Genomic DNA, 25,223 nt, shown 5'->3' with positions numbered 1-25,223 from the left:
CATGCCCGCACTTCTCGCCGATGTCCGCACAGCCCTCGCCGACGCCCTCGCCCTGCTGCTCCCCGTCGACTGCGCCGGGTGCGATGAGCCCGACACCGTCCTGTGCGAGCTTTGCCGCGACCGCCTCCGTCCTTCGCCGCAGTCGCGGGTCGTCGACGGAGTGACGATCTGGAGCGGGCTCGCGTTCGACGGCGTCCCGGCCCGCGCCATCCGCGCGCTGAAGGAGGAGGGGCGGACGGGTCTGGCTCGCGAGCTGGGGCCCGCGCTCGCGGCAGCCGTCCGTGCGGCCTCGGCCGGCGCGCCCGTCGTCGCGGTGCCCGTGCCGACGTCGCGTGCCGCATTCCGCCGGCGGGGCTTCCGCGCGCCCGATCTCATCGCGGCCCGGGCGGGACTCCGCGTCGCGCGCCTCCTCGTGCCGGCCCGCCGGACGGCGGATCAGCGGGGTCTGGACCGCGACGGCCGGCGTCGCAATGTCGAGGGCGCGTACCGCGTCCGCAGCCTGTCAGCGCAACCCCTCCGGGCGGTCGTCGTGGACGACGTCGTGACGACGGGCGCGACCCTCGTCGAGGCCGTGCAGGTCCTTCGGCGCGCCGGCGTCGACGTCGTGGGGTGCGCCACCGTCGCCGCAACGCCCAAGCGCGGAAGTCATCGAATAATCATGGCGACACACACGTGACATGTCGGAGGGGCGGGGCTACCTTTGGTTGGACAAGGCGACTGAAGGTCCGCCCTTGACCGGGAGGACCGGAACAAGGAGGTCAAGGATGGAAACCAGCATCGTCGGCGTGGGAGTGGGGATCACTGATCGCTTCCGCAGCGTCCTCGAGGAGAAGGCCCTCCGGATCGAACACCTCGCGCCGCGCGCCCAGCGTGTCGACGTCAAGGTCACCCATCGCGCCTATCACAACGGGCGCGTCGAAGACGACACGGTCGAGCTGACGCTCACCGGCAAGGGGCCCGTCGTGCGGGCCGAGGCCACCGACGGCGACAAGTTCGCCGCCCTCGACCTCGCGGTCGACAAGCTGTGCGAGCAGCTGCGCCGCGCGAAGGACAAGCGCGTCGACTCGCGCAACCACCCGCGGGGTGCGAAGTTCGAGAAGGAGAGCGGCGCCATCCAGGGCATCGATCTCCAGCCCGCTTCGCTGGAGGTGATCCGGTCCGTCGCGACCGGCGCGATCCCCGTCATCAACGGCGAGGCGGAGGACGAGGCGTACACGCCCGTCGTCATCCGCCAGAAGAGCTTCGACGCGGAGTGGATGACGGTCGAGGAGGCCGTCGACCGCATGGAGCTCGTCGGACACGACTTCTTCCTCTTCATCGACGCCCGCAGCGACCACCCGAGCGTCGTCTACCGACGCAAGGGCTGGGACTACGGCGTCATCGCGCTGACGACGCAGGCGGCGCCCGCCGAGCTGGCTTCGTAGCAGACCACGAAGAAGAGACGGGATGCCGCGCTCGCGGCATCCCGTCTCTTCTTGTCCCGAAGGCCGCTGCCGGGTGGGCGGCGGCATAGACGTCAGTCGAAGATGCCGTCCAGGATGCTGCCGATCACGAGACCGCCCATGATGCCGCCCATGAGGTCGCCCGCGCCGCTGCCGCGTCCGCGACCGCCCCAGCCGCTCTGGCCCTGACCCCACGACCCGGTGTTCGGATCGCCCCAGCCCTGCGGGCGATACGCCTCGATGTCGCGCTGGGCCAGCTGCAGCCCCTCGCTCGCGAGGAACGCCGCGCGGCGCGCGATCGCGAGCGCCTGCTCGCGCTGCTCCTCGGGGATGCCGGTCGCGGCGGCTGCGGACGTGCCGAGGAAGCGGTCGAGGTCGATCCGGATGCGCTCGGCCTCCGCGAGCCGCGTGCGCGCGTCGGCGCCGATCCAGCCGCGGTGCCCCGCGATGACGTCGCGCGCGACGGCGAGCTGCCTGTCGGCGTCGTCGATGGCGTGGCGCACGTGCGCGAAGTCGGGGACGGGGTGCGCCTCGCGCTCACGGGCGGCGGCGATCGCGGCATCCAGTCCCGCATTCGCCTCGCGCAGGCGTGTCAGGAGCGAGAACGGGTCGGTGTTGACGCCCGCGGCCGGCAGCGCCACGAGAGCGGCCTCGAGCTCGCGTGCCGCGGTGAGGACGGCGGGCGCCTGAGGCGCCTGGCGCGCGGCGACGAGATCGCCCCGCGAGTCCTCGACGACGGCCGCGAGCGTCGACTCGGCGCGCAGCGCCTCGACCTCGAACGTCTCGACGGCCTCGATGAGCGTCCCGGCACGGCGCACGGCCTCCGTCGCGGCTTCGAGGGCGAGGTTCGCCTGCTCGCGCTGGCCCGCATCGCGGCGGCGCTCCGAGACCGCGGCGCTGTGCTCGGCGAATCCGATGAGCTGCTCGGCCTCGGCGGGGTTCGCGTCGATCTGACGCAGCGCCTCGGCCGAGTAGCGCGCGCTCAGGCGGCCCAGGGTCTCGCGCGCTTGGGGGAGGAGGGCGCGCTGGCGCACAGCATCCGCCCGCACCCCGGCGACGATCTCGGGCGCCCGCCGAGCGCGCGCGATGCGCTCCGCGAGCGACTCCGTGCGGTCGTCGAGCAGATCCTCGGCCCACTCGCACAGCTGCACGATGCGGGCGTTGCGGGTGCGCAGCTCCTCCGCCGTGTCGGGGATCTCGTCGTGGTTGAGCTGGTGGAGCTGGAACGCCTCGCCGAGATGCTGGCGCACGGCGTCGAGCGCTTCGCGGAGGTCCTTCGTGGCATCGGGCCCGAGCTCGGCGTCGGCGAAGACGAGCTCGTCGGTCGTGACCCGGATGCGCTCGTCCGCCGCCACGAGCGCTGCGCGCGCGCGGCGGGCGAGGTCCGCGTCCTGCGCCTCGAGCTTGTCGCGGTCGCGCTTTCTCTTTCCCCAGAATCCGGCCATGGATCGATCCTATGATTCGGCGCGACGGCCCGGCCGGGAGTCCTCCCAGAGCGCGCCTCTGGCGGCCGGTGCGCACGATGCAACAGAATGAGCCATCGTCGCCCGTCGCGGGGTGCGGACGGCGGCGAGCCCCTCGTCCACGAGGCCGCCTGCGGGCGAGCCGTGCGCCGCGCCCCGTGAACGGAGGCGTCATGCCCTTCCCGAAAGCACTCGTGCCCGTCTCGCTGCGGGGCTACCAGGCGTCCTGGCTCGGACGAGACGTCATCGCGGGCGTGACGCTCGCGGCGGTGGCGATCCCCGAGGTCATGGGGTACACGTCGATCGCGCAGACGCCCATCGTGACGGGCCTCTACACGATCCTCCTGCCCCTGCTGGCCTTCGCCCTCCTCGGAGCCTCGAAGCTCCTCGTGGTGGGCGGCGATTCGGCGACGGCGGCGATCCTGGCGGGCGGCCTCATCGCCGCCGGCATCCCGGGGCTCACGCCCGGGTCGCCGCAGTGGGTCGCGCTGTGCGGTCTCACGGCGCTCGTGTGCGGCGTGCTGCTCATCATCGCGCGGGTGCTGCGCCTCGGGTTCATCGGCGACTTCCTCTCGGCATCCGTCCTCATCGGCTTCCTGACCGGCGTCGGCATCCAGGTCGCGACGGGCCAGATCCCCGACCTGCTCGGCGTGCCGAAGGGCTCGGGCAACTGGTTCCAGCAGCAGTGGGCCTGGATGACGTCGCTCGGCGAGGTGTCGTGGCCGACCATCGCGTACGGCGCCGCGACGATCGGGATCATCCTGGGCTTCAAGTACCTGCTGCCGAAGGTGCCGGGGGCGATCGTCGCGGTCGTGGGCCTGCTCGCACTCGCGACCTTCACGGACGCTCCGAGCTACGGCGTCGAAGTCGTCGGCGCGATCCAGGGCGGGCTGCCGCCGATCGGATTCCCGACGGGCATCTCGTGGTCCGACATCCCCGCCGTCGTCTCGACCGCGTTCGCGTGCTTCATCATCATCATCGCGCAGAGCGCCGCGACCTCCCGCGGTTTCGCGATGAAGCACGGCGACCGCGCCGACGTGAACCGCGACATCGTGGGTCTGTCCGCCGCGAACCTCGCGGCCGGTCTGAGCGGAACCTTCGTCGTCAACGGCTCGCCCACCAAGACGCAGATCCTCGACGGCCAGAAGGGGCGAACGCAGGTGGCCAACCTCGTCGTCGTGGTCGTCGTGCTCATCGTCCTGCTGTTCCTGACGGGGCTGCTGACCGACCTCCCCAAGGCGGTCCTCGGCGGTGTCGTGTTCGTGATCGGACTCGAGCTCATCGACGTCAAAGGCCTCGTCCGCGTCTCCCGCGAGCGCCGGCGCGAGTTCTTCATCGCGGCGGCCACGGCTCTCACGGTGTTCATCGTGGGAGTCGGGCAGGGCGTCATCCTCGCGATCGTGCTGTCGCTGCTGGACGTCATCGAGCGCCAGTACCGCGCGCGGGACTTCGTGCTGGGCGTGCGGGCGAAGACCGGCTACACGTACGACTCCGCGGCGGCGGGCCTGCAGTCCGAGCCCGGGCTCATCGTCTTCCGCTACGACGCCGACCTCTTCTACGCCAACGCCTCCCGCTTCGTCGACGAGGTGCAGACGCTCGTCCAGGCAGCCCCTGACAAGGTCCGCTGGCTCATCCTCGACAGCGCCGGCATCTCCGACATCGACTATTCGGCGGCCCAGAACCTCGCCGGTCTCCTCGACTGGCTCGACGCCCGGGGGACCAAGCTCGTCCTGGCGCGGCCCGAGCCCGACATCCTGGCGAGCCTGCAGCGCTACGGCCTTCGCGGACGCTTCCCGGACGAGGCGGTCTTCGACGACCTCAGCACCGCCGTGAAGGCGTTCCCCGCGTCGACCGCCTGATCAGGCCGCGGTCGCCGCGGCGCGCACGGGCCGTCCGCGCTTGGGGCGCTCGTCCGACAGTTCGAGGGCGAGGGAGTCGGCGGGATGCTGTGCGAGGCGGTCGGCTGTGCGGTCGAGCCAGCGGAGCTCCGCCTCAGCGGCGCACACGAGCGCATCCAGGACGAGGGCGCGGGCCATGCCCTGCGCGCTCGACGCCTCCGGGTCGGCGGCGCTGCGCGTCAGCGCCTCCAGGCGGGCGGCGGATGCCTCGCGCTCGGCGGCCACGAGGCCTCGGGCGTCAACGCCGGGGAGGGTCGCCGCGACCGCGAGCTTCACCGCGAGCTCGTCGCGGGCTGCCGCGGGGCGCTGGACGGGCGAGCGGAGCCAGCGCCGCACCTCGGCGCGTCCGGCATCCGTGATCTCCCAGTAGACGTGCCCATGCTCGTCCTGATCGCCCTTGGCCGCGAACCCGTCCCGCTCGAGCCGGTCGAGAGTGTTGTAGATCTGCCCGACGTTGAGGGCCCACGTCCCGCCGGTCCGGCGCTCGAACTCCGCTCGCAGCTGATAGCCGTAGCACGGGCCCCGGTCGAGGATCGCGAGCAGGCTCTGGCGCACCGCCATGGTCGTCTCCTTCTGCATACCCGGTATGCAGTTCGACCCTAGGCAGACCCGTCGACAGGGGAGTGGATGCCTCGCCGTCAGCCCGGGGATCCCTGCGAGCGCGCCGAGAGCCGTGGCATCCCCAGCCCGTTTCAAGGTCACGGACGGGTAACATGGGCGGGTATGCCTGCGCGCTGGGGCGCCGGGCTGCATCGGTGCCGTTCTGCACCGAAACCGACAGATGGAGACACTCCGTGGCCAATCCTCTCGAGAAACTGCTTCGTGCCGGCGAGGGACGCATCCTCCGCCGCCTTCAGCAGGTCGTGAAGGCCGTCAATGCCCTCGAAGAGGACTACGCGCACCTGACCGACGAGGAGCTGCGCGGCGAGACCGCCGAGCTGCGTGCACGGTATGAGGCCGGCGCGACTCTCGACCAGCTCATGCCCGAGGCCTTCGCAGCCGTCCGCGAGGCCGCCAAGCGCACGCTCGGACAGCGGCACTACGACGTCCAGATCATGGGCGGCGCGGCCCTGCACCTCGGCAACATCGCCGAGATGCGCACGGGTGAGGGCAAGACGCTCGTCGCGACGCTGCCCGCGTACCTCAACGCGATCGCGGGCAAGGGCGTCCACGTCATCACGGTCAACGACTTCCTCGCGTCGTACCAGGCCGACCTCATGGGGCGCATCTACCGCACCCTCGGCATGACGACGGGCACCATCGTCGCCGGCCAGACGCCCGCCGTGCGCCGCGAGCAGTACAACGCCGACATCACGTACGGCACGAACAACGAGTTCGGCTTCGACTACCTGCGCGACAACATGGCGTGGCGCAAGGAGGACCTCGTCCAGCGGGGTCACTTCTTCGCGATCGTCGACGAGGTCGACTCGATCCTCATCGACGAGGCCCGCACGCCGCTCATCATCTCGGGCCCGTCGTCTGGCGAGGCGAACCGGTGGTTCATGGAGTTCGCGAAGATCGCGCGGACGCTCGAGGTCGGCGTCGACTACGAGGTCGACGAGAAGAAGCGCACGATCGGCGTGCTCGAGCCCGGCATCGAGAAGGTCGAGGACTACCTCGGCATCGACAACCTGTACGAGTCCGCGAACACGCCGCTCATCTCGTTCCTCAACAACTCGATCAAGGCGCTCGCGCTGTTCAAGCGCGACACGGACTACGTCGTCATGAACGACGAGGTCATGATCGTCGATGAGCACACCGGCCGCATCCTCGTCGGGCGCCGCTACAACGAGGGCATCCACCAGGCGATCGAGGCCAAGGAGGCCGTGCCGGTCAAGGCTGAGAACCAGACCCTCGCGACCGTCACGCTGCAGAACTACTTCCGCCTCTACGACAAGCTCTCGGGCATGACGGGCACCGCCGAGACCGAGGCGGCCGAGTTCATGTCGACGTACGAGCTCGGCGTCGTCCCGATCCCGACCAACAAGCCGATGATCCGCAAGGACCAGCCGGACCTCGTCTACAAGAACGAGCAGGCGAAGTTCGTCCAGGTCGTCGAGGACATCGCCAAGCGCCACGCGACGGGACAGCCCGTCCTCGTCGGCACGGTGAGCGTCGAGAAGAGCGAGTACCTGTCGCGCCTGCTCGCCAAGAAGGGCATCAAGCACGAGGTCCTCAACGCGAAGAACCACGCTCGCGAGGCCGAGATCGTCGCCCGCGCCGGACGCCTGGGCGCCGTCACGGTCGCGACGAACATGGCCGGTCGAGGCACCGACATCATGCTCGGCGGCAACGCCGAGTTCCTCGCTGTGCAGGAGATGAAGGCCAAGGGCCTCGACCCCGTCGAGACGCCCGACGAGTACGAGGCCGAATGGGATGCCGTGTACGAGTCCACGCGCGACTACGTCGCGAAGGAGGGCGCCACGGTCGTCGAGGCCGGCGGCCTGTACGTCCTCGGCACGGAGCGCCACGAGTCGCGTCGCATCGACAACCAGCTGCGCGGCCGCTCGGGCCGTCAGGGCGACCCCGGCGAGAGCCGCTTCTACTTGTCGCTGACCGACGACCTCATGCGCCTGTTCCAGTCCGGCGCGGCCGAGGCGATCCTCGCGCGCACGAACTTCCCGGACGACGTCGCGATCGAGTCGTCGATGGTCTCGCGCGCCATCAAGAGCGCGCAGTCGCAGGTCGAGGCGCGCAACGCCGAGATCCGCAAGAACGTCCTCAAGTACGACGACGTCCTCAACCGCCAGCGCGAGGCGATCTACTCCGACCGCCGGCACATGCTGCAGGGCGACGACATCGCCGACCGCGTGCAGCACTTCATCGAGGACGCGATCGAGGCCGTCGTCGAGGACCACACGGCGACGGGCCACACCGAGAGCTGGGACTTCGACGCCCTCTGGACCGAGCTCAAGACCCTCTACCCCGTCTCCGTCACGATCGACGAGGTCGTCGCCGAGGCCGGCACGAAGGGCCGCATCACGGCAGACGGCCTCAAGCGCGAGCTGCTGTCGGACGCCCGCATCGCGTACGGCAAGCGCGAGGAGACGCTCGGCACCCCCGCGACGCGCGAGCTCGAGCGCCGCGTCGTGCTCCAGGTGCTCGACCGCCGCTGGCGCGACCACCTCTACGAGATGGACTACCTCAAGGACGGCATCGGCCTGCGTGCCATGGCCCAGCGCGACCCGCTCATCGAGTACCAGCGCGAGGGGTATCAGATGTTCCAGGCGATGATGGGGCAGATCAAGGAGGAGTCGGTCGGCTACCTCTACAACCTCGAGGTCGAGGTCCGTCGCGCCGACGGCGAGGCCGCCGAGGTCGACGCGAAGGGCCTGGGCGCCCAGCCGATCGAAGGCCAGCGCCTCCAGTACTCCGCCGCGAACGACGCCGGCGAGGTCGAGGTGCGCAACGAGCGCGGTCAGGTGCAGCAGTCGGAGACGACGCGCCTGCGCCAGGCGGCCGCCGCAGCCGCGGCATCCGATCCCGGGCAGGCGGCGCCCGCCGCACAGCCCACGCGGCAGGCGGAAGCGCCCCGCGGAGCCTTCGGGCAGAAGACGGATGCTGCTCCCCCCGCAGGTCAGTCGGCTCCCCTGAACCGCGCACAGCGCCGCGCCGCCGAGAAGAACAAGTGACGCGTGACGGGTCAATGCGAGCGAAGCACGCGTTGACGCGTCACGGGTCAGGTTGAGTAGCCCCGCGAAGCGGCGCGTATCGAAACCCTGCAATCCCGCTCGTTGAGCGGAGGAGCGAAAGCACCACGACGAAACGCCCGAGCCTCCGTTATGGAGCTCGGGCGTTTCGTCTCGATGGCTCGCTGGGCGGCCGTCCGGGGCCACCCGTGGGCGATTGGCTCGGACGCGCCCCGGCTATTCTGATCCGATGAGCACGACCGCGAACCTCCGAACGCTCGATCAGTCGAGCAAGCTGAAGAACGTCCTCTACGAGATCCGCGGTCAGGCACTCGTCGAGGCGGACCGGCTGGAGTCCGAGGGTCACACGATCCTCAAGCTCAACACGGGGAACCCGGCGGTCTTCGGGTTCGAGGCGCCGTTCCAGATCGTCCGCGACATGATCGAGGCCATGCCGTACGCGCACGGCTACAGCGACAGCCGCGGCATCGCCTCGGCTCGACGCGCCGTCGTGTACCGCTACGAGCAGGTGCCCGGCTTCCCCAAGGTCGACCCCGACCACGTCTACCTCGGCAACGGGGTCTCCGAGCTCATCACGATGACGATGCAGGCGCTCCTCGACGAGGGCGACGAAGTCCTCATCCCCGCCCCGGACTATCCGCTGTGGACGGCCATGACGAGCCTCGGCGGGGGTACGCCCGTCCATTACGTGTGCGACGGGAACGACGACTGGCAGCCCGACCTCGAGGACATCCGCTCCAAGGTGACGCCGCGCACGAAGGCCATCGTCGTCATCAACCCGAACAACCCGACGGGCGCCGTCTACTCGCGGGAGGTCCTCGAGGGCCTCGCCGAGATCGCGCGCGAGAACTCGCTCCTCATCCTCGCCGACGAGATCTACGACCGGATCCTCTTCGACGAGGTCGAGCACATCCCCATGGCGACGGTCGCCCCCGACCTCCTGTGCCTCACGTTCAACGGCCTCTCCAAGACGTATCGCGTCGCCGGCTACCGTTCGGGCTGGCTCGTCATCACGGGTCCCACCAGGCACGCCTCGGGGTTCATCGAAGGCATCACCCTCCTGGCGTCGACGCGACTGTGCCCCAACGTCCCCGCGCAGCACGCCGTCCAGGCGGCGCTCTCGGGCGTGCAGTCGATCGACGCGCTCATCGCGCCGACGGGGCGGCTCCACGAGCAGCGGGATGCCGCCTGGGAGGGCCTCGAGGCGATCCCCGGCGTCTCGTGCTTCAAGCCGCAGGGCGCGCTGTACGCGTTCCCGCGCTTCGACCCTGAGGTCCACGAGATCCGCGACGACCAGAAGCTCGTGCTCGACTTCCTCATGTCGGAGCACGTCCTCCTCGTGCCGGGCACCGGCTTCAACTGGCCGACGCCCGACCACGTCCGGATCGTGACGCTCCCCGAAGCGCGCGTGCTGACGGAGGCGATCGAGCGGCTCGGGAACTTCCTGTCGTCCTACCGGCAGTGATGCGGGACGTGCCCCGCGGCGCGGCATCCGTCAAGCCCCTCGGCCGTCTTGGCAGGGGCTCCTAGCCTCGCCGCATGGCGATCGAATTGAACGAACCTGCGCTGCGCAACGCGAGGGCCCTCGTCCGCGGGGGCGACGTCGTGCGCGATGAGCGCGATGACTGGTCGGAGGCTGCGCCGACTCCCGACGAGGAGAACGCCTTCATCGAGCGGGAGGGCTGGACCGAGTACTCCCACTGGCACCTCGGCGTCGACAAGAGCGAGGACCGGGAGACGAAGGGCGCGTACTCGTTCCCATTCGGAGACTTCCGACGCGTGCATCGCGGCGGCGTCATCGCCGGTGAGAGCCGTGCCGGTCAGTACGACCACACCGAGATCCGCGACGCGCTCAAAGCGCTGCTCGAGCTGATCGACGCGGACTCCGACTAGGCAGGCGAGCGGGCTGCCACGACGCTGGGGCAGTCCGTCGCCGGTCAGAGGAGCGCGAGCGAGGTCGCGCGCCAGCGGCCGTCCATGCCTTCGAGGCGCATGGCGACGGCGCGTGTGCGCGCGGGGCCGGCCACGATGACGACGGCCTCCACGACACCCTCGGCGGGTGCCGAATGGTGCACGGAGAGGATCGAGTGCACAGGGCGCTTGGCGGGCACGCCGCGGGCGCTGCGTGCGCGGGCCGCGAGGTTGGACCGGACCACGAGCTTGCGGAACGCATCCTCGGTGACCCACCGAGCGAGCTGTTCGACCTCGCGGACGCCTGAGAAGACCTCGAGGACGCCGATCGTCAGGTTGCGCAGGAACGGCTCGGGTTCGGGCAGCTGCGCGGAAGGGGTGCGCTGGGGAGCGAAGTAGTCCTCATACGCGTCGTCGGTGAAGCGGCGCGGGTGGACCGCAGGCATCGTTGCCATCAGTGGCCTATCTCGTCGGGGGAACGATCTGGAAATTAGAACACACTCATAATTCGAAGGAAGAATCCAGCAACGGGCCTGTGGATAACTCCGTGGCGGTGTCGAGGCCGTGCCCTAGCCTCGCTGGGTGCGCTGGGACCGGTTCTTCGACGATCTCGAGGAGCAGCTCGCCTCCGAATGGGAGGCGGAGCGCGCCGTGCTCGACAGCGAAGCGGAGCGGCTCCGCCTCTCGCGCGTGCCGCTGCGCGACCGCCTCACGGTCCTTTCTGAGCCCGGCGCGGAGGCGTCGCCCGCGTTCGAGCTCCGCGACGGCACGGTCCTGGTCGGCCGCGTCACCGGCGTCGGCGCGGACTGGACGGCGCTCGATCCTGCCGAGAGCCGGGCGGGTGCCGTGCTCGTGCCGCTCTCCGCGATCGTGAGCATCGGGATGCCGCATCCCGATCTCCTGCGCAGCGCGCGGGCGGTCGCCCCGTCGCCGCTGCGCGAGCGCATGACGCTCGGCTTCGCCGTGCGCGACCTCGTCCGTCGGCGCGTCGGCGTCACGATCCACCTGTCGAGCGGACGGGTGCTCTCCGGGACGGTCGACCGCGCGGGCGTCGACCACCTCGACCTCGCGCTGCACGATCCCGGCGCGCCGCGTCGCGCGGGCGACGTGAGCGGTCATCGCATCGTGCCGTTCGAGGCGATCCTGTGGATCCGGCTCGAGCCGGGCGCGCGGACGCTCTGAGCGCCGACTCGGGCGGTCGGTGAGCCGGACAGCCCGCGGTCAGTCGCCGTGCCGCACGGGGCCGGTCCCCCACAGCTCGGGGAAGCTCGCCTCATTCGCCTGGCGCCACAGCGCCATGCGGCGGGCCTCCTCGGCGCGGTCCGCGATGTACTGCTCGAGCGAGGCGGCCTCGATGCGCCAGCGCGCGGGAGAGCCGACCCGGATGCCCCTCAGCTGCGCCGCGTCGACGAGCGCCATGACCTCGTCCACGGACACTCCGAGCAGCTCGGCTGCCTCCGCCGGTGAAAGCTGGCGCAGGGCGGAAGCCGGGCTGTCGGGCATGGTCCGATTATCCTCCCGCAACCGGACAGCCCGGGTCGCCTGGGGGAGCTTGTGGATAATCGGGAGGGCCGTGGTGACGCCTGAGCGACCATGTATGGCATGACGGCACTAGACTCCGCGCGACCTCGCCCGCGCGCCTTCTGGGGCGATGCGCGGTTCTTCCTCGGCATCCTCCTCATCGCGGCATCCATCGCCGGCGTGTGGTTCGTCGTGTCGGCGGCGCGGCAGTCCGTGCCGGTCTTCGCGGCGACGCGCACGATCGTCCCGGGCGACGCCGTCGCGGCCGACGACGTGCGGCTCGTGGAGGTCGCGCTCGGGCAGGTCGGAGAGGCGTATCTCACCGCGGAGGCGCTCGATGAAGGGCTCGTCGCCACCCGGACGGTCGCTGAGGGCGAGCTCGTGCCGCAGAGCGCCGTGGATGCCGCGTCGACCGCCGCGACGACGACCGTCGTCGTGCACAGCGCCGTCGAGGTGCCGTCCTCGGTCGCGGCCGGATCGGTCGTGGAGGTCTGGGAGGCGCCGCTCCTGGAGCATGGGGGTTACGACGTTCCGAGGATCCTCGTCGCCGATGCCACCGTCGTGGCCGTGACGAGCGACGACTCCATGATCGGCGGAGGAGCCGCCTCCCTCGAGCTCGTGATCCCGCGGGCCGACGTCGCGGCAGTCCTCGAGGCGATGGCCGACGAATCGGCGCTGTCGGTCGTGCCGACGGCAGGAGCCGCGCGATGACGATCCTCGTCGCCGTCGACGAACCGCGGGCGACGGCGCTGACGGCGGGCATCGAGCGCGAAGGGCTCACCGTCGTCACGGCGATCCCCGCCGCGGCCCTCGCCGCCGTCGCCGCCGACCAGGAGCGCGGGCTGGAGGCCGAGCGGACACTCCACGCCCTCGCCGCCGCCGAGACGGTCATCCTGCAGGCGGACCGGACAACGCTGACCGCCCAGGCGGTGTCGATGTGCGACCGTGCCGGCGTGCGGATCGTGCCCCTCGTGGAGGACGATGCCGCCGCCGCTCTGGTCGCGGCGTTCGGGCTCTCGGCCGCGCTGCCGATCGACGTCGAGCCGTGGCGACTCGTGGGCGAGCTCACGACGCCACCGGCGGCGGCGACGGAGGAGCCGTCGCCGCGCCATCCCCGCGTCGTCGCCGTGTGGGGTCCCGCAGGCGCTCCCGGGCGCACGACCGTCGCGATCGAACTGGCCGTCGAGCTCGCGCGGGGCGGACGGCGAGCGGCGCTCGTCGACGCCGACACGCACGCACCCTCCATCGCGCTCCAGCTGGGCCTGGCCGACGAGGGGCCGGGTTTCGCCGCGGCGTGCCGCTCGGCGCAGCTGGGCACGCTGGATGCGCGGGAGCTCGCACGGATCTCGACGCCGCTCGGCCGCACGGGGGTCGACGTCCTGACGGGTCTCAACCGGCCGTCGCGCTGGCCGGAGCTCAGCGCCGCGCGCGTCGCCGGCGCCCTCGCGGTCTGCCGCGAGTGGGCCGACTACACGGTCGTCGATGTGGCCGCGCCGCTCGAGCGCGACGAGGAGATCGTGAGCGACCTCGACGGCCCGCGGCGCAACGCCGCGACCCTCGCGACCCTCGAGAGCGCCGACCTCGTCGTCGCGGTCGCCGCCGCCGATCCGATCGGCGTTTCGCGGTTCCTCCGCGCCCATGCCGAGCTGCGCGCCGTCATCGGCTCGACGCCCGTCGCGGTCGTCGCAAACCGGCTGCGCCCGGGAACGCTCGGCATCGACGCGCGCGGCCAGGTCCGCCGGACGCTCGACCGCTTCGGCGGCGTCGCGGATCTCTGGTTCCTGCCCACCGACGCGAGGTCTGCGGATGCCGCGATCCTCGCCTCCCGCCCCATCGCCGAGGTCGCCCCCAAGTCGCCGTTCACGGTCGCGGTGCGCCGCTTCGTCGGCGAGGCGATCGCCCCGGCGCCCGGGCTCGCGGCGCCGGCCCCGCGCGGCGGACGGGTCCACGCGTTTCGAGGCTCCGCCCGCGACGCGCGGAGAGGCCGTCGGGACCGGCGGGCCGCTCGCGAAGCCGCCTGATCTCCGCGTGCGCGGCGGCGCGACAAAGGCCGGCGCCCCGTGCCCGCAGCCGCGTGCGGCGGTCGCCCAGGAAGACGCATCGGGTCGGCCCTAGGCTGAGTCCGTGTCGACCCTCAGCGATCTTGTCTATGCCCAAGGCCGATCCAGCGAAGCCGACGTCGAGTGGCTGCATCGGCTGGCCGGCGACGGGCAGCTCCTGGCCGATCTGGCGTTCGCCGACATCGTGATCTGGGTGCCGACGGGGGATGACTCGTTCATCGCCGTCGCGCACACTCGGCCGAGCGGCGCGGCGACCCTCTTCTATCGCGACATCGTGTCCGACCGCGTGCGGCCGCAGTGGCGCACGCAGGTGCGCGACGCCTTCCAGACGGGCCGCATCATCGACTCGGCTTCGCCCGACTGGTTCGAGGAGACCCCGACGCGCGTGCGCGCCGTCCCCATCGTGCGCGCCGGCAAAGGGGAGCAGCCCCGGCCGATCGGCGTCCTCACTCGCCACACGAACCTCGGCGAAGCGCGGACGCCGTCACGCCAGCAGATCACCTTCAACGACTGCGCCGACGAGCTGTTCGGGATGATCGCGTCCGGCGACTTCCCCGACCTCACGGCCCCGACCTCGCCGCGCCGCGGCGCGCCGCGTGCGTCGGACGGCCTGATCCGGCTCGATGTCGACGGCGTCACGACGTTCGCAAGCCCCAACGCGCTCTCGGCCTTCAACCGGCTCGGGTTCGACGACGAGCTCGAGGGCGAGTCGCTCGTGCAGGTGGTGACGAGCATCCTGCCCACCAAGCGCCAGTTCGACGAGTCGCTCCCCGTCGTCGTGACCGGCCGCGCACCGTGGCGCGCCGACCTCGAGTCCCGTGGTGTCACGGTGAGCCTCCGGACGATCCCCCTTCGCGACCGCGGCACGCGCATCGGGGCGATCGTCCTGTGCCGCGACGTCACCGAGATCCGGCATCAGGAGCAGGAGCTCATCACGAAGGACGCGACGATCCGCGAGATCCACCACCGCGTCAAGAACAACCTGCAGACCGTCGCGTCGCTGCTGCGCATCCAGGCTCGACGCTCGCACACAGACGAGGCCCGCGACGCACTCACGCAGGCGATGCGACGCGTCTCGGCCATCGCCGTCGTGCACGACACCCTCTCGGAGGGTCTCGCGCAGAACGTCGACTTCGACGACGTCTTCAACCGCGCCCTCAAGCTCGTCGCCGAGGTCGCCGCCGCGCCGAACACGCGCGCCCGCACCCGGACGACGGGGCGCTTCGGCACGCTGCCGAGCGAGTACGCGACCCCCCTCGCGCTCGCTCTCACCGAGCTCGTCACCAACGCCGTCGAGCACGGGCTCGCAGGTCAGGAAGGCGACGTCGAGGTCATCGCCGAGCGCGGCACCGACAGCCTCGAGGTGCGCGTGCGCGACACGGGCTCCGGCCTGCCCGAGGGTCAGGTCGGGCGCGGCCTGGGCACGCAGATCGTGCGCACGCTCATCCAGGGCGAGCTCGGCGGCACGATCGACTGGCACACGATCATGGGCAGCGGCACGGAGGTCACGATCGACATCCCGCTGCGCTACATCGAGCGCGGCGCGGCCTGACGCGGCCGGACAGAAGGGACGGGATGCCTCGAGTCGAGGCATCCCGTCCCTTGTCGTCAGGAGGCGCGAAGTCGCGTCAGGAGGCGCGGCGGGCGCGCGCGGCGCGGCGCTTGAGGGCGCGGCGCTCGTCCTCGGAGAGGCCGCCCCACACGCCCGAGTCCTGACCGGTCTCGAGGGCGTACTGGAGGCAGATCTCGGTCACGGTGCAGCGTGCGCAGACGCCCTTGGCCTTCTCGATCTGGTCGACGGCCGGTCCGGTGTTCCCCACGGGGAAGAACAGCTCGGGGTCGACGGTGAGGCAGGCGGCTTTGTCGCGCCAATCCATGGTTGTGCTCCTTGTGACGGGAAGTGTCGGGTCTGGTCCAGAGCCCGGATTCGGGTCCGATACCCTGTGGGAGATGCGAGCAGATGCTCGCCCCACGTCGCTGTGGGAGCACACGGCTTCACCTATGATCCCATGACGGGGCGCTTCCGATCAAGGGTCGGGCGTCCGGATTCTGTTGAAGTGGCTGAGTATTCCCTCTATGGCATGGAGGATCCGTACAAGCCGACGCCGCCCGAACGAGGAACCGTCGAAGCATGCGAACAACCACCCCTGCCCGCGCTGCGGCTGCTCTCCTGGTACTCGAGGGGTTCGCGCTCTTCGCGATCGTCGCGTGGCAGCTGGTCGCCCTCGTCACGGGCGACACAGGCTCGATCGAGAGCGCGATCGCGCTCATGGTCCTGACCGCGGTCGGCGCCGTCGCGCTCGTCGCGTTCGGTGCGGCGGTCTGGCGCGGGCGGTCCTGGGGCCGTTCCGGAGGCATCGTCGCGCAGCTGCTGATCCTCGCGGTCGCCCTCGGCGCCGCGACGGGTGCCTATGCGCACCCCCTGACGGCCGTCGCGATCGCTGTGCCCGCGATCATCGGGCTCGTGCTGCTGGTGGTGTCTGCACGCCGCGGCGCACGGGATGCCTCGGACGAGGCATCCGACCGCTCCTGACGCGCGTCAGCCGACCTTGAGCAGCGTGCGCAGGCGACCGACGTGCCCCGTCGCGCGCACGTTGTAGAGCGCGTGCTGGATGCGGCCCTTCGCGTCGATGACGAAGGTCGAGCGGATGACGCCCTTGATGACCTTGCCGTAGTTCATCTTGTCGCCCCACGTGCCGTACTTCGCGTGCACCTTGTGGTCGGGGTCGCTCAGCAGGTCGTACGTGAGGCCGTCGCGCTCGCGGAACCGCACGAGCTTCTCGGGGAGGTCGCGCGAGATCCCGAGCACCGTGTACCCGGCGGCCTGGAGGGGAGCGAGGCTGTCGCGGAAGTCGCAGGCCTCCTTCGTGCACCCCGGCGTCATGGCCTCGGGGTAGAAGAAGAGGATGACCGGCCCTCCGCGCAGGTCCCTCAGCGTCACGGGCCGCTCGTCCTGATCGAGGAGCGTGAAGGCGGGCGCGAGGCGACCGGGTTCGAGGCGCGCGGAGGTCATCCCTCCAGCCTAGGCGTCAGGACTTGTCGGCGAAGGTCTCCAGCAGGCGCTGCAGCGAGTCCAGCCGCGCCGCGCCGCGCGGGCCGAGCCGGCCCTCCTCGAGCGCCTCGATCATGGCGCAGTCCGGCGCGTCCGGAAGGTGCGTGCAGCCGCGCGGGCAGTCCTCGGCGATCTCGGCGAGCTCCGTGAAGGCGCGCAGGATGTTCGCGGGGTCGACGTGACCCAGGCCGAACGACCGGACGCCCGGTGTGTCGATGACCCAGCCGCTCCCGCCCGGGCCGCGGTACCGCAGCGACACCGTCGAGCTCGACGTGTGGCGCCCGCGTCCCGTCACGACGTTGACATGTCCCGTCGCGCGCTGTGCGGACGGCACCAGGGCATTCACGAGCGTCGACTTGCCGACCCCCGAGTGCCCGACGAACACCGTCGAGTGGCCGACGAGCGCCGCGCCGATCGCGTCGACGGGCATCTCTCCACGGGCGCTCGTGAAGACCTCGAGGTCGAGTCCGTCGAAGTGCGCGAGGAAGGCGGCCGGGTCGGCGAGGTCGGTCTTGGTCACGACGAGGAGGGGACGGATGCCGGCATCCAGCGCCGCGACGAGATAGCGGTCGACGAGGCGGGGGCGCGGCTCGGGGTCGGCCGCGGCCACCACGACGAGCATCTGGTCGGCGTTGGCGACGATGACGCGCTCGACCTGATCGGTGTCGTCGGCGCTGCGGCGCAGGAGCGACGTGCGCGGCTCGATCCCGACGATGCGGCCGAGGGTGCCCTCGTCGCCCGACGTGTCGCCCACGACGCGGGCGAGGTCGCCCGTCACGATCGGCTGCTTGCGCAGTTCGCGCGCGCGCATCGCGACGGCCTCGTGCTCGTCGGGGGCGTCCTCGTCGATCAGCACGGCATAGCGGCCGCGGTCGACGCCGAGGACGCGCGCGATCTCGGCGTCCGTGTGGGCGGGACGCCGTTTCGTGCGCGGGCGGTTGGCCTTCGGATTGGGACGGACCCGGACGTCGGCTTCGTCGAACTCGGGTTCGTCGTCGTCGGAGTCGTCCAGCCAGCTCACGATGCCTGCAGCGCCTCCGAGCGCGGGGCCGCGTCATCCGATCCGCCTTCGAGCATGCGCTGCCACAGCTCGGGGAACTCGGGCATCGTCTTGGCGGTCGTGCCGATGTCGTCGATCTCGACCCCGGGCACGGCCAGGCCCACGAGGGCGCCCGTCGTCGCGAGGCGGTGGTCGTGGTGAGCGCGCCAGCGTCCGCCCTGCAGCGGCCGCGGGATGATGCGGATGCCGTCGGGCAGCTCCTCCGCCTCGCCGCCGAGCGCGCGCAGCTCGCTCACGAGCGCCGCGATGCGGTCGGTCTCGTGGCCGCGGATGTGCCCGATGCCGTAGAGCGTCGTGGGGCTCTCGGCGAAGGCCGCGAGGCCCACGATCGTCGGCGTGAGCTCGCCGGCCGCCGAGAGGTCGAGGTCGACGCCCTGGATGCCGTTGGCGCCGGCGGTCACGGTGAGGGCGCCGCCGCGGCGGACGACGCGCGCGCCCATGAGCGACAGGATGTCGCCGAGCATCGCGCCCGGCTGCGTCGAGTGCGCCGGCCAGCCGGTCACCGAGACGGAGCCGCCCGCGACCATCGCGGCTGCCAGGAACGGCGCGGCGTTGGAGAGGTCGGGCTCGATCGCGATGTCCTTCCCGCGCAGGGGGCCTGCCGGGACGACCCATTCGCCCGCCGTCGGGCGCTCGACGTGGACGCCGCGGTGCGAGAGCGCCTCGACGGTCATGTCGATGTGCGGCATGCTCGGCAGGCGCTCGCCGTGGTGGATGAGGTGCAGGCCGACGTCGAAGCGGGGGGCGGCGAGCAGGAGCCCCGACACGAACTGGCTCGACGCGCTCGCGTCGATGACGACCTCGCCGCCGCGCACGTGGCCATGGCCGCGCACCGAGAAGGGCAGGGCCCAGTGCCCGCCGTCGTCGATGTCGACGCCGACGTCTCGGAGCGCCTTGATCATGGCGCCCATGGGGCGATGCAGGGCGGTCTCATGGGCCGTGAGCGTGACCTCGCCGTCGGCGAAGCCCGCGAGCGCCGCCACGAACCGCATGACCGTGCCGGCCTGGCCGCAGTCGACCGTGCCGCCGCCGCGCAGCGGCCAGCGGGGGGTCACGAGGAGGTCGGGGCCGAAGAGGCCCGGTCCCTCGTCGGGGGTGATCGCGACGCCTAGCGACTGGAGCGCCTCGATCATGCGCGCCGAGTCGTCCGAGTGCAGCGGCGCCGCGATGCGGCTCGGCGTCTCGGCGAGGGCGGCCAGGATCAGCTCGCGGTTCGTGAGCGACTTCGATCCGGGCACCGTCACGGTGGCGTTGAGCGGACCGCTCGCGGCAGGGGCGCTCCACGCGCCGCGCGCACGGCGCTGGGGGACGGGGGAATACATGTCGCCTGTCATCGGTTCCTACCCTACTGAAACCCCTCGTCGAAACCCCCAGAGGAGCACATGTTCGCCACGCTCGATCGTGCCGTCATCGGTGCACCGGAGGCCCTTCAGGACCCCGGCATAGACTGGCGCGTGATGAACGATCAGGCCCCGGCCGCGACCGACGCACGCACTCAGTTCGAGGAGCAGGCGCTTCCCTTCATGGACCAGCTGTACGCCGCGGCGATGCGCATGACGCGCAATCCCGCGGATGCGGCGGATCTCGTGCAGGAGACGTTCGTGAAGGCGTTCGCCTCGTGGGCGACGTTCACGCAGGGGACGAACCTCAAGGCGTGGCTGTACCGCATTCTCACGAACGCGTACATCAACACCTACCGCAAGAAGCAGCGCGAGCCGTACCAGGGCACGATCGACGACCTCGAGGACTGGCAGCTCGGCGGCGCCGAGTCCACGACGGCGACGAGCACGCGGTCGGCTGAAGCGGAGGCGATCGACCGGATGCCGGCATCCGTCGTGAAGGATGCGCTGCAGTCCATCCCGGAGGACTTCCGGCTGGCGGTGTACCTCGCGGACGTCGAGGGATTCGCCTACCAGGAGATCGCCGACATCATGAAAACCCCCATCGGCACCGTCATGAGCCGCCTGCACCGTGGCAGGCGCATGCTTCGTGAGCTGCTCGCCGATTACGCGAAGGAGCGCGGCATCGACACCGCGCCCGCCAAGGAGCGCGGCGGGAAGACCGCCGCATCGAGGAGCACGACATGACCGACTGCGGCTGTGAGAAGGCGCGGCGCGATCTCGAGGAGTACCTGCGGCACGAAGTGTGCAAGACGCAGCACTCCGACATCGCCGAGCACCTGGCCAACTGCGCCGAGTGCAGCGACGAGGCCCTCGTCGCCCGCACCCTGACCGATGTCGTCGCCCGGGCGTGCAAGGAGTCCGCGCCCGAGGAGCTGCGCGACCTCGTCCTCACCCGCATCCGCGAGGTGCAGGCGACGCACTGAGCCGCGGCCGTCAGGCCGGCGGTGCGAACACCTCGAGCGCGCCTGGGACGACATCGATCGTGAGCGGCAGCGTGCCAACCGGGTCTCCGTCGGCGTACGCCGTCACCCCCGGCGAGGCGAGACGCACCCGCCTGGCACGGTAGGTCGACACCTCGTCGAAGCTCGTGTGCGTGCCCTTGTAGGCGCGCAGGAGTATCCGCAGCAGCTGCACGCGGCCCGCGGGGCGCACGAGCGTCACATCGAGCAGGCCGTCCGACGGATTGGCATCCGGACAGATCGGGATGCCGCCGCCGTACATGCGCGTGTTCCCGACGGTCGACATCAGGAGCTGTCCGTCGATGCGCTCGGTCGCACCGTCGGCGAGCTCGAGCTCCAGATCGAACGGCATGGCGCGCAGGCGCAGGAATTCCAGCAGGATCGCGATCGTGTAGCGCGAGCCCCCGCGCGGCCAGGTCATGGCGTTGGCGCGGTCGTTGACCTTCGAGTCGAACCCGCTCGCGAGCACCGACGCGAAGTGCCGCGTCGAGCCGTCGGCGCGCGTGATGAGCGCGAGGTCGACGGTCCGCGTCGACCCCGCGATGACGAGGTCGGCGGCCGCGTCGACGTCGAGGTCGCGCAGTCCGAGCGACCCCGCGAAGTCGTTGCCTGTCCCGGAGGGGACGATTCCGAGCGGAACGCCGGTCCCGGCGAGCTCCTGTACGGCGAGGCTCACAGTGCCGTCGCCGCCTGCCACGACGACAGCATCCGTCCCGAGCTCGACGGCCGTGCGCAGCAGCGCGCTGGACTCTGCCGCACTCCCGCCGCTGACGATCGTGGTCTGGATCCCGTGGGCGCGCAGCCGCTCGGCGGCGCGTGAGGCGGCCCCCGCGTGGGCGCCCGAGCGTGCCGCGGGGTTGGTGAGCAGCGCGATGTTCACGAGTCCGCGGCCGGTGCCACGAGGACCCCGGGGTTCATGATCCCGGTCGGGTCGAGCGTGTCCTTGACGGCGCGGAGCACCGCGACGCCGAGGGGCCCGATCTCGTCCTCGAGGTACGGGCGGTGATCGCGCCCCACGGCGTGGTGATGGCTGATCGTGCCGTCCGCGGCTCCGATCGCGCGGGATGCGGCATCCTTCGCCCGCTGCCATTGCGCACCCGGTTCCGTCGTGAGCGCCGCGACGACCGTGAAGTACAGCGAGGCGCCCGCGGGATACACGTGCGAGATGTGGCACATGACGATGGGCTTCGTGCCCTCGGCTGCGAGCGCCTCGGTGAGGGCGTCGGTGACGGCGCCCTTGAGCTCCGCGAGCTGCGCCCACGTCGTCGCCGTCTCGAGCGTCTCGGCGAGGACGCCCATGTCGAGCAGCGTGTCGCGCAGCGCGGGCGACGCGAAGCGGCCGCGCTCCCACGAGCGGGCCGGGTCCTCGCCGCGGGACTTCGCGCCGTGGTTCGTGAAGACCGCGTCGAGCGCGGCGCGCGCTGAGTGGGCCTCCGCCTCCGTCGCCCCTTCGAACGTCGCGACGGCGAGGGCGCCGCGCATGCGTGTGAGGTGCCCGCCGAGGGCCGCGTTGACGCGCGTCTCCGATTCGTCGCTCAGCCGCAGGACGGTCGGGCGGATCCCGCGCTGCGTCGCCTCGCGGAACGCGGCGGCGCCCGACTCGAAGTCGGGGAACGTCCACGCGCCGTACGCCGTTTCGGCGGGGATGGGGCGGACGCGGACCGTCACTTCGGTCAGCACCCCGAACGCGCCCTCTGAGCCGAGGAACAGCTGCCGGAGGTCGGGCCCGGCGGCGCTCGCGGGCGCCCGGCCGAGGCGGAGGTCGCCCGCGGGCGTCGCGACCCGCAGGGCGTGCACGAGGTCGTCGAACCGGCCGTAGCCGCGGGATGCCTGACCGCTCGAGCGCGTCGCGGCGAAACCGCCGATCGAGGCGTACCGGAAGCTCTGCGGGAAGTGCCCCAGCGTGTAGCCGCGTGCGTTCAGCAGCTCCTCCGCCTGCGGCCCCGTCGTCCCGGCGCCGAGAGTCGCGAGGAGCGAGACCTCGTCGAGCGCGAGGAGCGCGGCCGTCCGCGAGAGGTCGAGCGCGATGACCGCGCCGTGCCGGCCGCGCAGCGGATCCACGCCGCCGACGACGCTCGTGCCGCCGCCGAAGGGCACGACGGCGATGCCGCGGTCGGCGCACAGCCGGAGGACGGCGAGGACGTCGTCGTGCGTCGCAGGCGAGACGACGGCGTCCGGCGCGGGCTGCGGGTCGCCCAGGCGGCGGGCGAGGAGGTCCGGTGTGCTCTTCCCGCCGAGGTGCAGCATCCGGATGCCGTCTTCGGTCGTCGCGGGAGCGATCGCCGTCAGCGCGGCGAGGTCGCCGTCCCCGAGCCGGGATGGCGTCAGGGTCGGGCGCTCGCGCCGGGGGACGGGGTGCGCCTTGCCGGGGAGGACCGCCGCGACGATCGCGCGGGCGCCTGCGGGAAGCCGTGCGGGCTCGTCGCCCCACGCGTCCCAGTCGGATCGGCCGGCGGGCGACGGGACCGCGAGAGGCGGGGTCGTCGATGACATGGGCGACAGTATGACACATTCTGTATGGTTGTCACATGGCACTGGAGCCGACCGACGCGAGATCCTCGCGGACGCCCGAGACGGAGGCGCTGCTGCTGGACGCCGCGCTCGCGGAGCTGCTGGCGCACGGCATCCGCCGGACGACTGCATCCGACATCGCCCGGCGAGCGGGCGTCTCGCGTCAGACGCTCTACCGCTACTGGCCGGACGCGCAGTCCGTGTTCGCCGCGCTGGTCACGCGCGAGGTGCTCTCGGCCATGCCGGCGTCGGGGGCCCCGGCCGACGACCTGGACGCCTTCGCGGCACTCCTTGTGGCGACCGCCGACGTCCTGCGGCGGATGCCGCTCCTCGACCGGCTGCGGACCACCGACCCCGAGCTGTTCGGCCGGTACGTCCTGACGCGGCTGGGCACGAGCCAGCGGGCGATGCACGCCGATCTCGCCGCGCGCATCGCGCGGGGGCAGGACGACGGGTTCATCCGCGCGGGCGATCCGGGCACCCTGGCCGCCATGGTGCTGCTCATCGTGCAGTCGGCCGTGCAGTCGGCGCCGCTCGTCGCGGAGTGGCTCGGCGGCGACGAGTGGGCCGAGGAGCTGCGTGCGGCACTCACGGGGTACCTCGGAGGTGCACGGTGACGGCACGCATCGCGGGGAGGACCCCGTTCCCGTCCGCGCTCGACGCAGCGCGGCGGCGGAGGGAGCTCGAGCGCCTCGGCGACGAGCCCTTCGTCGACGTCCTCGTGATCGGCGGGGGCATCACGGGCGCGGGGATCGCGTTGGATGCCGCCAGTCGCGGCCTGCGCACGGTGCTCGTCGAGCGGCACGACCTCGCGCACGGCACGAGCCGCTGGAGCTCGAAGCTCGTCCACGGCGGCCTGCGCTACCTCGCCTCGGGCCAGTTCGGGATCGCGCACGAGAGCGCGGCGGAGCGTCACCTGCTCATGACGCGCATCGCGCCGCACCTCACGCGGGCCGTCGCGCAGGTGCTGCCGCTCTACGCGCCGGACCACATGTCGCAGGGCGCCCTCATCGGCGCCGGGTACGGCATGGGCGACGGGCTGCGGCGCTTCGTCGGCACGCCCGACGCCGTGCTGCGCTCGCCGGGTCCGATCGGGCCGGGCGAGACCCTCCGCCTCGCACCCGGCGTGCGGGCGGACGACCTGCGGGGCGCGATGCGGGGCTGGGACGGGCAGCTCCTCGACGACGCGCGGCTCGTCGTCGCCGTCGCGCGCACGGCCGCCGGGTACGGGGCATCCGTCCTGACGCGCGTCGAGGCGCTCGAGGCGACGGGGGACTCGGCGCGCCTGCGCGACACCCTGACGGGCGCCGAGCTCACGGTGGGCGCCCGCGCCGTCGTGAGCGCCGCGGGGGTGTGGGCCGCCGAGCTCGACGCCGGCATCCGCCTGCGGCCGAGCCGCGGCACGCACCTCATCGTCGACACGGCGCGCCTGGGCGGATCCGACGTCTCGCTCACCGTGCCCGTGCCGGGCTCGCGCAGCCGCTTCGTCTTCACGCTGCCGACGCAGCACGGCAGGACGTACATCGGGCTCACGGACGTCCCGGCGGACGGGCCCCTGCCCGACGTGCCGGAGGCGACCGACGCCGAGATCGACATGCTCCTCGACGTCGTCGGCTCGGTGCTCGAGCGGCCGCTCACGCGGGACGACGTCATCGGCACCTTCGCGGGGCTGCGGCCGCTCCTGACCTCGGCGCACGACGAGGACCAGACGAGCGACCTCTCCCGCAAGCACGCGATCCTCGAGTCGGACGACGGCGTCCTGAGCGTCGTGGGCGGCAAGCTCACGACCTACCGCCGCATGGCGCAGGACGGCGTCGACGAGGCCGTGCGTCGCCGCGTCCTGCCCGCCGCGCGCCCCGCCGTCACGCGCTCGCTGCCGCTCGTCGGGGCGTGGCCCCGGCATCGGCTGCACGAGATCGCCGCGCCCGCGCGGCTCGTGCGCCGGTACGGGGCCGAGGCGCCGTTCGCGGCGGGCCTGCCCGATGGGCCCGGCGCGGCGCGCGGCGTGACGGCTCAGGAGCTGCAGTGGGCGGTCGCGGTCGAGGGCGCCCTCACGCTCGACGACGTGCTCGACCGCCGCACGCGGCTCGGGCTCGTCGCGGCCGACCGCGCACAGTCGACGGATGCCGCGGTCGCGGCCTTCGAGCGCGCCGGCGTCGACCCGGCCTGACGCCTGCCGGACGGCATCCCGCTCCCCGCGCCTCCCCGGTCGACCTCCCCTCGCGAGAACGCGCTCGTGACCTCTGCGCCCGGCGTGTTGAGGACGTGGACGCGTTCTCGCGGTGGACCTCGA

At 71.9% G+C, this 25,223-nt stretch carries 25 protein-coding genes; 15 read left to right on the top strand and 10 right to left on the bottom strand.

Translation table 11 applies throughout. The features are described 5' to 3' along the window. The first annotated feature begins 1 nt into the window (after position 1). Together ABZ477_RS12460 and raiA are read left to right on the top strand one after the other, a co-directional pair. On the top strand, positions 2-676 hold the full coding sequence (locus ABZ477_RS12460; protein WP_360133166.1) for a phosphoribosyltransferase family protein: 675 nt from the start codon (positions 2-4) through the stop codon (positions 674-676). Between the two features lie 88 nt (positions 677-764). Further along, entirely contained in the window at positions 765-1,424 is a 660-nt protein-coding gene (gene raiA, locus ABZ477_RS12455) for a ribosome-associated translation inhibitor RaiA (protein WP_360133163.1), read from the top strand. 92 nt (positions 1,425-1,516) lie between these two features. Here raiA and ABZ477_RS12450 read toward each other — a convergent pair whose 3' ends face one another. Next, positions 1,517-2,887, bottom strand: a complete 1,371-nt coding sequence (locus ABZ477_RS12450) for a hypothetical protein (protein ID WP_360133160.1) — start codon at positions 2,885-2,887, stop codon at positions 1,517-1,519. 191 nt (positions 2,888-3,078) lie between these two features. On the opposite strand from ABZ477_RS12450, the gene ABZ477_RS12445 reads away from it, so the two are divergent. Next, a complete protein-coding gene (locus ABZ477_RS12445) occupies positions 3,079-4,764 on the top strand; it encodes a SulP family inorganic anion transporter (RefSeq protein ID WP_360133157.1) in 1,686 nt (561 codons plus the stop codon). Here the strand turns inward: ABZ477_RS12445 and ABZ477_RS12440 are convergent, their stop codons facing one another. Further along, a complete protein-coding gene (locus ABZ477_RS12440) occupies positions 4,765-5,364 on the bottom strand; it encodes a PadR family transcriptional regulator (RefSeq protein WP_360133154.1) in 600 nt (199 codons plus the stop codon). A 233-nt stretch (positions 5,365-5,597) separates the two neighbouring features. Here ABZ477_RS12440 and secA point away from each other — a divergent pair, with 233 nt between their 5' ends. The 3 genes from secA (at position 5,598) to ABZ477_RS12425 (ending at position 10,346) form a co-directional block, all read left to right on the top strand. Then, a complete protein-coding gene (gene secA / locus ABZ477_RS12435) occupies positions 5,598-8,435 on the top strand; it encodes a preprotein translocase subunit SecA (RefSeq protein WP_360133151.1) in 2,838 nt (945 codons plus the stop codon). Positions 8,436-8,682: 247 nt separating this feature from the next. Further along, positions 8,683-9,918, top strand: coding sequence for a pyridoxal phosphate-dependent aminotransferase (locus tag ABZ477_RS12430; protein WP_360133148.1), 1,236 nt, complete (start codon positions 8,683-8,685; stop codon positions 9,916-9,918). Between the two features lie 74 nt (positions 9,919-9,992). Beyond that, entirely contained in the window at positions 9,993-10,346 is a 354-nt protein-coding gene (locus ABZ477_RS12425; RefSeq protein ID WP_360133145.1) for a hypothetical protein, read from the top strand. Between the two features lie 44 nt (positions 10,347-10,390). On the opposite strand, the gene ABZ477_RS12420 is transcribed toward ABZ477_RS12425, so the two are convergent. After that, on the bottom strand, positions 10,391-10,819 hold the full coding sequence (locus ABZ477_RS12420) for an Rv3235 family protein (RefSeq protein WP_360133142.1): 429 nt from the start codon (positions 10,817-10,819) through the stop codon (positions 10,391-10,393). A 127-nt stretch (positions 10,820-10,946) separates the two neighbouring features. On the opposite strand from ABZ477_RS12420, the gene ABZ477_RS12415 reads away from it, so the two are divergent. Beyond that, positions 10,947-11,546, top strand: a complete 600-nt coding sequence (locus tag ABZ477_RS12415) for a hypothetical protein (RefSeq protein ID WP_360133139.1) — start codon at positions 10,947-10,949, stop codon at positions 11,544-11,546. Between the two features lie 39 nt (positions 11,547-11,585). Here ABZ477_RS12415 and ABZ477_RS12410 read toward each other — a convergent pair whose 3' ends face one another. Further along, a complete protein-coding gene (locus ABZ477_RS12410; RefSeq protein ID WP_360133136.1) occupies positions 11,586-11,867 on the bottom strand; it encodes a helix-turn-helix domain-containing protein in 282 nt (93 codons plus the stop codon). A gap of 99 nt (positions 11,868-11,966) precedes the next feature. Between ABZ477_RS12410 and ABZ477_RS12405 the strand changes: the two genes are divergently transcribed. The 3 genes from ABZ477_RS12405 to ABZ477_RS12395 all read left to right on the top strand — a co-directional run bounded on the left by ABZ477_RS12405 (position 11,967) and on the right by ABZ477_RS12395 (position 15,497). Further along, on the top strand, positions 11,967-12,596 hold the full coding sequence (locus ABZ477_RS12405; RefSeq protein WP_360133133.1) for an SAF domain-containing protein: 630 nt from the start codon (positions 11,967-11,969) through the stop codon (positions 12,594-12,596). Continuing rightward, the gene (locus tag ABZ477_RS12400; protein ID WP_360133130.1) at positions 12,593-13,906 is read left to right on the top strand and encodes a hypothetical protein; all 1,314 of its coding nucleotides are present in this window, start codon (positions 12,593-12,595) and stop codon (positions 13,904-13,906) included. Before ABZ477_RS12405 ends, ABZ477_RS12400 begins: the two co-directional genes overlap by 4 nt. A gap of 103 nt (positions 13,907-14,009) precedes the next feature. Beyond that, entirely contained in the window at positions 14,010-15,497 is a 1,488-nt protein-coding gene (locus tag ABZ477_RS12395; protein ID WP_360133127.1) for a histidine kinase N-terminal domain-containing protein, read from the top strand. Between the two features lie 76 nt (positions 15,498-15,573). Here the strand turns inward: ABZ477_RS12395 and ABZ477_RS12390 are convergent, their stop codons facing one another. Further along, on the bottom strand, positions 15,574-15,822 hold the full coding sequence (locus ABZ477_RS12390; protein WP_360133124.1) for a WhiB family transcriptional regulator: 249 nt from the start codon (positions 15,820-15,822) through the stop codon (positions 15,574-15,576). A gap of 254 nt (positions 15,823-16,076) precedes the next feature. Here ABZ477_RS12390 and ABZ477_RS12385 point away from each other — a divergent pair, with 254 nt between their 5' ends. Then, on the top strand, positions 16,077-16,478 hold the full coding sequence (locus ABZ477_RS12385; protein WP_360133121.1) for a histidine kinase: 402 nt from the start codon (positions 16,077-16,079) through the stop codon (positions 16,476-16,478). A gap of 6 nt (positions 16,479-16,484) precedes the next feature. On the opposite strand, the gene bcp is transcribed toward ABZ477_RS12385, so the two are convergent. The 3 genes from bcp to aroA are packed head-to-tail and all read right to left on the bottom strand — an operon-like array spanning position 16,485 to position 19,391. Then, positions 16,485-16,958, bottom strand: a complete 474-nt coding sequence (bcp, locus tag ABZ477_RS12380) for a thioredoxin-dependent thiol peroxidase (protein ID WP_360133118.1) — start codon at positions 16,956-16,958, stop codon at positions 16,485-16,487. Positions 16,959-16,974: 16 nt separating this feature from the next. Further along, on the bottom strand, positions 16,975-18,018 hold the full coding sequence (gene rsgA / locus ABZ477_RS12375; protein ID WP_360133116.1) for a ribosome small subunit-dependent GTPase A: 1,044 nt from the start codon (positions 18,016-18,018) through the stop codon (positions 16,975-16,977). After that, complete coding sequence (aroA, locus tag ABZ477_RS12370; RefSeq protein WP_360133113.1) at positions 18,015-19,391, bottom strand: 3-phosphoshikimate 1-carboxyvinyltransferase; 1,377 nt, start codon at positions 19,389-19,391, stop codon at positions 18,015-18,017. The genes rsgA and aroA overlap by 4 nt, the downstream gene beginning before the upstream one ends. A gap of 48 nt (positions 19,392-19,439) precedes the next feature. On the opposite strand from aroA, the gene ABZ477_RS12365 reads away from it, so the two are divergent. Continuing rightward, positions 19,440-20,144 (top strand): sigma-70 family RNA polymerase sigma factor, encoded by a 705-nt coding sequence (locus tag ABZ477_RS12365; RefSeq protein WP_360133110.1) that lies wholly within the window; start codon positions 19,440-19,442, stop codon positions 20,142-20,144. Next, positions 20,141-20,383, top strand: a complete 243-nt coding sequence (locus ABZ477_RS12360; RefSeq protein WP_360133107.1) for an alpha-ketoglutarate decarboxylase — start codon at positions 20,141-20,143, stop codon at positions 20,381-20,383. Before ABZ477_RS12365 ends, ABZ477_RS12360 begins: the two co-directional genes overlap by 4 nt. 10 nt (positions 20,384-20,393) lie before the next feature. On the opposite strand, the gene ABZ477_RS12355 is transcribed toward ABZ477_RS12360, so the two are convergent. Next, positions 20,394-21,299 carry a diacylglycerol kinase gene (locus ABZ477_RS12355; protein ID WP_360133104.1) on the bottom strand — a complete coding sequence of 302 codons (906 nt, stop codon included), beginning with the start codon at positions 21,297-21,299 and terminating at the stop codon, positions 20,394-20,396. Continuing rightward, positions 21,296-22,912 carry an FAD-binding oxidoreductase gene (locus ABZ477_RS12350; RefSeq protein ID WP_360133101.1) on the bottom strand — a complete coding sequence of 539 codons (1,617 nt, stop codon included), beginning with the start codon at positions 22,910-22,912 and terminating at the stop codon, positions 21,296-21,298. The genes ABZ477_RS12355 and ABZ477_RS12350 overlap by 4 nt, the downstream gene beginning before the upstream one ends. A gap of 35 nt (positions 22,913-22,947) precedes the next feature. On the opposite strand from ABZ477_RS12350, the gene ABZ477_RS12345 reads away from it, so the two are divergent. After that, positions 22,948-23,547 (top strand): TetR/AcrR family transcriptional regulator, encoded by a 600-nt coding sequence (locus ABZ477_RS12345; RefSeq protein ID WP_360133098.1) that lies wholly within the window; start codon positions 22,948-22,950, stop codon positions 23,545-23,547. Further along, complete coding sequence (locus ABZ477_RS12340) at positions 23,544-25,100, top strand: glycerol-3-phosphate dehydrogenase/oxidase (RefSeq protein WP_360133095.1); 1,557 nt, start codon at positions 23,544-23,546, stop codon at positions 25,098-25,100. The genes ABZ477_RS12345 and ABZ477_RS12340 overlap by 4 nt, the downstream gene beginning before the upstream one ends. The last annotated feature ends 123 nt before the right edge of the window (positions 25,101-25,223 follow it).

It is taken from the genome of Microbacterium sp. NPDC019599 (assembly GCF_040632175.1).
In the GTDB taxonomy this organism is placed as follows: Bacteria; Actinomycetota; Actinomycetes; order Actinomycetales; family Microbacteriaceae; genus Microbacterium.
This window is presented reverse-complemented; position numbering and strand designations above follow the sequence as displayed.

Coding starts and splice junctions, on each gene's coding strand:
- ABZ477_RS12460 (WP_360133166.1), top strand. CDS start 2: ATGCCCGCACTTCTCGCCGATGTCCGCACAGCCCTCGCCGACGCCCTC.
- raiA (WP_360133163.1), top strand. CDS start 765: ATGGAAACCAGCATCGTCGGCGTGGGAGTGGGGATCACTGATCGCTTC.
- ABZ477_RS12450 (WP_360133160.1), bottom strand. CDS start 2,887: ATGGCCGGATTCTGGGGAAAGAGAAAGCGCGACCGCGACAAGCTCGAG.
- ABZ477_RS12445 (WP_360133157.1), top strand. CDS start 3,079: ATGCCCTTCCCGAAAGCACTCGTGCCCGTCTCGCTGCGGGGCTACCAG.
- ABZ477_RS12440 (WP_360133154.1), bottom strand. CDS start 5,364: ATGGCGGTGCGCCAGAGCCTGCTCGCGATCCTCGACCGGGGCCCGTGC.
- ABZ477_RS12430 (WP_360133148.1), top strand. CDS start 8,683: ATGAGCACGACCGCGAACCTCCGAACGCTCGATCAGTCGAGCAAGCTG.
- ABZ477_RS12425 (WP_360133145.1), top strand. CDS start 9,993: ATGGCGATCGAATTGAACGAACCTGCGCTGCGCAACGCGAGGGCCCTC.
- ABZ477_RS12420 (WP_360133142.1), bottom strand. CDS start 10,819: ATGGCAACGATGCCTGCGGTCCACCCGCGCCGCTTCACCGACGACGCG.
- ABZ477_RS12410 (WP_360133136.1), bottom strand. CDS start 11,867: ATGCCCGACAGCCCGGCTTCCGCCCTGCGCCAGCTTTCACCGGCGGAG.
- ABZ477_RS12405 (WP_360133133.1), top strand. CDS start 11,967: ATGACGGCACTAGACTCCGCGCGACCTCGCCCGCGCGCCTTCTGGGGC.
- ABZ477_RS12400 (WP_360133130.1), top strand. CDS start 12,593: ATGACGATCCTCGTCGCCGTCGACGAACCGCGGGCGACGGCGCTGACG.
- ABZ477_RS12390 (WP_360133124.1), bottom strand. CDS start 15,822: ATGGATTGGCGCGACAAAGCCGCCTGCCTCACCGTCGACCCCGAGCTG.
- ABZ477_RS12385 (WP_360133121.1), top strand. CDS start 16,077: ATGCGAACAACCACCCCTGCCCGCGCTGCGGCTGCTCTCCTGGTACTC.
- bcp (WP_360133118.1), bottom strand. CDS start 16,958: ATGACCTCCGCGCGCCTCGAACCCGGTCGCCTCGCGCCCGCCTTCACG.
- aroA (WP_360133113.1), bottom strand. CDS start 19,391: ATGACAGGCGACATGTATTCCCCCGTCCCCCAGCGCCGTGCGCGCGGC.
- ABZ477_RS12365 (WP_360133110.1), top strand. CDS start 19,440: ATGTTCGCCACGCTCGATCGTGCCGTCATCGGTGCACCGGAGGCCCTT.
- ABZ477_RS12360 (WP_360133107.1), top strand. CDS start 20,141: ATGACCGACTGCGGCTGTGAGAAGGCGCGGCGCGATCTCGAGGAGTAC.
- ABZ477_RS12350 (WP_360133101.1), bottom strand. CDS start 22,912: ATGTCATCGACGACCCCGCCTCTCGCGGTCCCGTCGCCCGCCGGCCGA.
- ABZ477_RS12345 (WP_360133098.1), top strand. CDS start 22,948: ATGGCACTGGAGCCGACCGACGCGAGATCCTCGCGGACGCCCGAGACG.